Source organism: Halomonas sp. (assembly GCF_052095695.1).
Taxonomy (GTDB): Bacteria; Pseudomonadota; Gammaproteobacteria; order Pseudomonadales; family Halomonadaceae; genus Vreelandella.
This window is the reverse complement of sequence record NZ_JBQDLQ010000153.1, coordinates 1-4,290: the sequence shown is the minus strand read 5'-3', so window position 1 is coordinate 4,290 and position 4,290 is coordinate 1. Positions and strand designations below refer to the sequence as shown.

The 4,290-nt window shown below is 52.4% G+C and carries 4 protein-coding genes; all 4 read right to left on the bottom strand.

Going from position 1 to position 4,290, the window contains the following annotated elements; all coding sequences use genetic code 11:
• Positions 1–261 precede the first annotated feature (261 nt).
• Positions 262–1,785 carry a porin gene (locus ACTH5D_RS17410; protein ID WP_441673445.1) on the bottom strand — a complete coding sequence of 508 codons (1,524 nt, stop codon included), beginning with the start codon at positions 1,783–1,785 and terminating at the stop codon, positions 262–264.
• A 57-nt stretch (positions 1,786–1,842) separates the two neighbouring features.
• Entirely contained in the window at positions 1,843–2,766 is a 924-nt protein-coding gene (locus ACTH5D_RS17405; RefSeq protein ID WP_441673443.1) for a hypothetical protein, read from the bottom strand.
• 156 nt (positions 2,767–2,922) lie between these two features.
• Positions 2,923–3,717, bottom strand: a complete 795-nt coding sequence (locus ACTH5D_RS17400; protein WP_441673441.1) for a DUF4886 domain-containing protein — start codon at positions 3,715–3,717, stop codon at positions 2,923–2,925.
• Positions 3,718–4,031: 314 nt separating this feature from the next.
• Positions 4,032–4,290, bottom strand: a 259-nt coding sequence (gene rpsO, locus ACTH5D_RS17395) for a 30S ribosomal protein S15 (RefSeq protein WP_441673439.1), incomplete at its 5' end; no start/stop codon positions are given.

Below are 4,290 nucleotides of genomic sequence, written 5' to 3'. Positions count from 1 at the left end.
CGGTGCTACGACCGTACTGGAACGTTTTCTTTACCGGATTCACAGCGACTTCCTTCAGCATTATCAATATCTACTTGTCTATTCGTTTAGGTCGTTTTGACTCGATACCATTCTAGGCGCTGGAACGCGATAGGGCTACCAGTTCCCTCGTTGGGCAAGACAAAACATAAAAAAACGGGCAGCTCACAAGGAGCTGCCCGTTGTCACACGGATAAAACTGAGTGCCAGGCACTGTCCTTTACAACATCTAAAGCGATCTTATTAGAACACTAACTGTAATCGAGCGGAGAGCGTGTCGCCATCATCTGGCCCCCTGAAGGAGACAGAACGATTATGGGTGTCCCAGAGCGTATAATTAAGCATCACTCGCGCCCAGTCGTTCGGATACCAGTTCAAGCCAAGTGTCGTTGCGTTCCCCTCGCCACCGAGATAATTGGGCTCATCGAAAAAATCCAACTCCTGATAGCGGACGGCAAACTGAAATGCCCCCATTCCCCCCGACGAAACCGGGCTATTGATATTCGGGCTCCGCCAGAGGCCTGATTTACGAGAGTAGCCATGCTGCTCACCCGTTAAAAAATAGCTGGCCTGAACAGCCCAAGCGTCGTAGCTCAGGCTCTGACCACCGGCAACTTCACGCTGGTCAACGGTGCGCTGACCATATTCTGCGGCCGCCGCAAATGAACCCAGCGATGTAGCCAATTCTAGCCCATAAGCAGTGCTCGACTCAGGATCGGTGACAGCACGACTACGAATAGTAACATTGTCATTGAAATCATCGGCGGCATTGATGTTGTTGGTCACATTACCTGAACTGCTATCAAAATCTTCATAGAATCCCCAGCCGCCTAAGTGGACCATATCACCACCGCTATGCCAGGGATTCCAGTGGGCTCGGCTCATGTAGGTGGTCGTATCAGAGCGATCGGTGTTACCGCCGAGCCTGCCATTGGTCACTGCTAAGGATGCATGCCAGTCACGGTTGTTGCCGAACACTTTGCCTTTCACCCCCAGTCCGTATGAGCCACGGTCTGGAGCAACTGCTTCATTAACGAAGTTTCGCTCCATGAACCAAGTATTGTTGGAGGAAGTAGCACCATCCATCGTGCGGTCGTCATACTTATTGCCGACATACAGCTCTGCATCTCTTCCACCCCAGTTAAATAGGCTAGATATATAGGCATCACGCATGCTGACAGAGTTGCTTGACAGGTCGTAGCCCAGCTTGTAACCAACGCGTTCAGATAGCTGGCCAGCAAGATCCAATTGCAGGCGCCTTGCCGTTGAGCCGCTGATATTACGATCTTCAAAATCAGAGCCACGCGTGGCCGAGGTGTCAAACTGTAGCCGCCCCCCTATCTCCAGACGACGACTGCCATCGGCGCTGATAAATTCTGGCCCACCACCCGACCAGTCAATACGCGACTGGTCAACCTGGGATGCTTCTAGCAATGCGACCTGGCTTTGTAGCTCTGCAATGGCCGCACTTTCTCCCGACGCTGTCGCCTCAGCGCTGGATAGTGTAGATGCCGTGGTTTGGTTCTGGGCTGACGGTACGTGAACTGTATCCCGAGAAGACTCCAACTGTCCTAAACGGGCCTGCATAGCCTCCAATTGCTGCGCCTGACGAGCCAGCAGCTCAGACTGGCGCGCGATCAGTTCAGCAAGTTCGGCAGGTGTCGCCTCACTGGCCAACGCACTACCACTAAAAATAGGTAAAACAAATAATCCGAGGGTGGCCGCAGATTGCAGAACACTGCGGCCTGAATTGATTTTTTTTAGCATGATTTTTCCATGACCCTTGAGGATCGAATTCTGATTGTTGTTGTGTATACCGCTCGACTAACGTGCTCGCGAGGCAATATAGCGAGCCGCAAAGGGCGTCATCTGACTGGGGCTGTGTGTCACGCCGGGTAAAACCCAATGTCGCCAATTAAATGTGGTGTTCAAAGACCGGGCTTGGCGTTCACCAAATTCAAAATAGTGGCGAGTTCGATCCACGCGAGTCTCGCCCTGCGCATTGGTCTCAGGCGTCTGGCGCATAACAGTGTGAAGTGTGGCCGTATCTGCTCCACCTGCCAGCAACAGCATTGGCTGAGAGAAAAAATCTTCTAGCGCGGTGGCATTCAGCATCGGTACGCCACCGGTTCCATACGGCCACGCAATCGTCTCATCGGGCATCGTGTACCAGCCTGCTGCACCAACGATAATTTCCTCTACATTAGATTCCGGCATGAACATGGCGAAGCGATGAGCTACCTGTGCACCGGCACCGTGGCCATACAGATAATAGGTTTCACGATCGCTATGGCTGCGGTGCGCCCTGAAGTCAGCAAACACTCTCTCGACAAGGGTGAAGACCCACTGATCTGGCGGGTTCATCTCCTCTAATTGAGTAAAACCACGCGCTTGCTCTGCTGACCCAGCCTTGAATACGTTACCCAAGTTGAAACCATTTCCGCCTGGATAGGCCTGCGTGCTAAACCGAGGCACCAAAACCATCAGGCCCTCACGCTCAGCAAGTTCGGCCCAGTTGTCCCGATACTCCTTCGCGTTGCGTCGCAGCCCGTGCAGGATGAGAACTATCGGCGTATCCGGCGTATAGTTGCTCGGCTGATAGTAATAGACCCCCACCTCCTGGCGTGTAGCAAGGTCTTCAAATACATAGCGCCCAGCACCGGCCTCCAGACTTGCCACGCGCTCATTAGCGGCGACCGGCGACAACGGCAGGCACAGCACCATTAATGCGAACCATAGGATTCTCATTTTTGCTCTCTTATTTTATTTATTGAGATGTGGACAGCCTTGCTGAGATGTTTCTACTGGCGTGTACGTCTATATCCCACACATCTGGCAGCGCAGACCCCAGTAGAAGCCGCAGCCCGTAGGAAATTCACTCAACAAGGCCTGGGTATTATCGCGTTAGCGGCGGCTGTACTCGGCTACCGTATCTTCGGCGATCTGCTGCAAAAAGGCCGCCGTATCTTCATCGATACGGCCGTAATAGGTGTACGGATTACCGACTACCGATGTGTCGTAGAATGTGGCAAACACGGTGGCGGCGGCTAGATAGGTGCCTTCTGGAGAGGGGTGGCTGCCGTCGTAATCAACATGCAAGGCCAACTCTGGGCGTTGCTCGTAGGCATTTTGAAAAGCAAGACCGACGGGAATCACCGGGGCGCCGATCTCATTACCCACAGAGGTATATAGCTCTTCGATCATATCGGTCATGCCGGCATCGTAACTATCATGATCTTCGCTGTAGGCAGGCGTCATGTAGAGCACGGTCTCTGCCCCCGTCGCCTCAATGGCATTATGATGCCGCAGAACAGCATCACGAAACTCCTGCTGCTTCTCGTCGCTCAATGCAGCCGTGCTGTGCCCCTGTAAGACAACAACATCAAACGGGTTAGGAAACCCCAAAGCCCCGGGGAACAGATAGCTTTTGACTTCGTGCTGAGATAAATAAGCACCTGAAATGGTCACAGACTTGCTCTTGAGCTGATCGGCAGTGTCGGGATAGGCAGCTTCCGCCATGCGCTTAACGTAGTTGTGCAGGCTATTGTTGTAGAACTGATAACTATTGCCTACATAGAGTATTTGCTGCGGATTTGGTGAGCCGAGAGCATTGGGCTGAGTTTCGGCTTCAGCCATGGCTGAAGCTGGGAATAGTGCGGTTATGGCGAGAATGCCAATGCTGGCGAGGGGTGTTTTCATTGGGGTTAGTTCCATCCACGGAGTCGTTTGTAAAATCTAAGGCGTATTACATCCAGACACCTCAGCACCTTACAAATACTTGTGCAAACTCCATTCCGTTCACTTATTTTCTTCTTTATTTCAAACAGTTGAAAATTTCAAACGCGACAAACGTCGAAAGTCCCACACCTACCGATGGATGGAAATCCGCACGATTAAAATCGGCGTTTGTGCAGATTTCCGCTCACTCACACGTGTACTCCATGGCCTATCCACCAACGCAAAACGGGCAGCTCACAAGGAGCTGCCCGTTTCTCAATCTTTGCCAGTAATGCTTAGCGGCGAAGACCTAAACGCTGAATCAGAGACTGATAGCGTTCGAAATCTTTACGCTTTAGGTAGTCCAGCAGCTTACGACGCTGGTTAACCATGCGGATCAGACCACGACGTGAATGGTGATCCTGTTTGTTGGTCTTGAAGTGATCCTGCAGGCCATTGATGTTGGCGCTCAGCAGTGCAACCTGCACTTCAGGGGAACCCGTATCGTTATCGCCGCGGCCGTATTCGGTGACGATCTCGGCCTTCTTCTCAGCG

What these genes read in the sequence shown, in the direction of transcription:
- ACTH5D_RS17410 (WP_441673445.1), bottom strand. Translation starts at nt 1,785, where the DNA reads ATGCTAAAAAAAATCAATTCAGGCCGCAGTGTTCTGCAATCTGCGGCC.
- ACTH5D_RS17405 (WP_441673443.1), bottom strand. Translation starts at nt 2,766, where the DNA reads ATGAGAATCCTATGGTTCGCATTAATGGTGCTGTGCCTGCCGTTGTCG.
- ACTH5D_RS17400 (WP_441673441.1), bottom strand. Translation starts at nt 3,717, where the DNA reads ATGAAAACACCCCTCGCCAGCATTGGCATTCTCGCCATAACCGCACTA.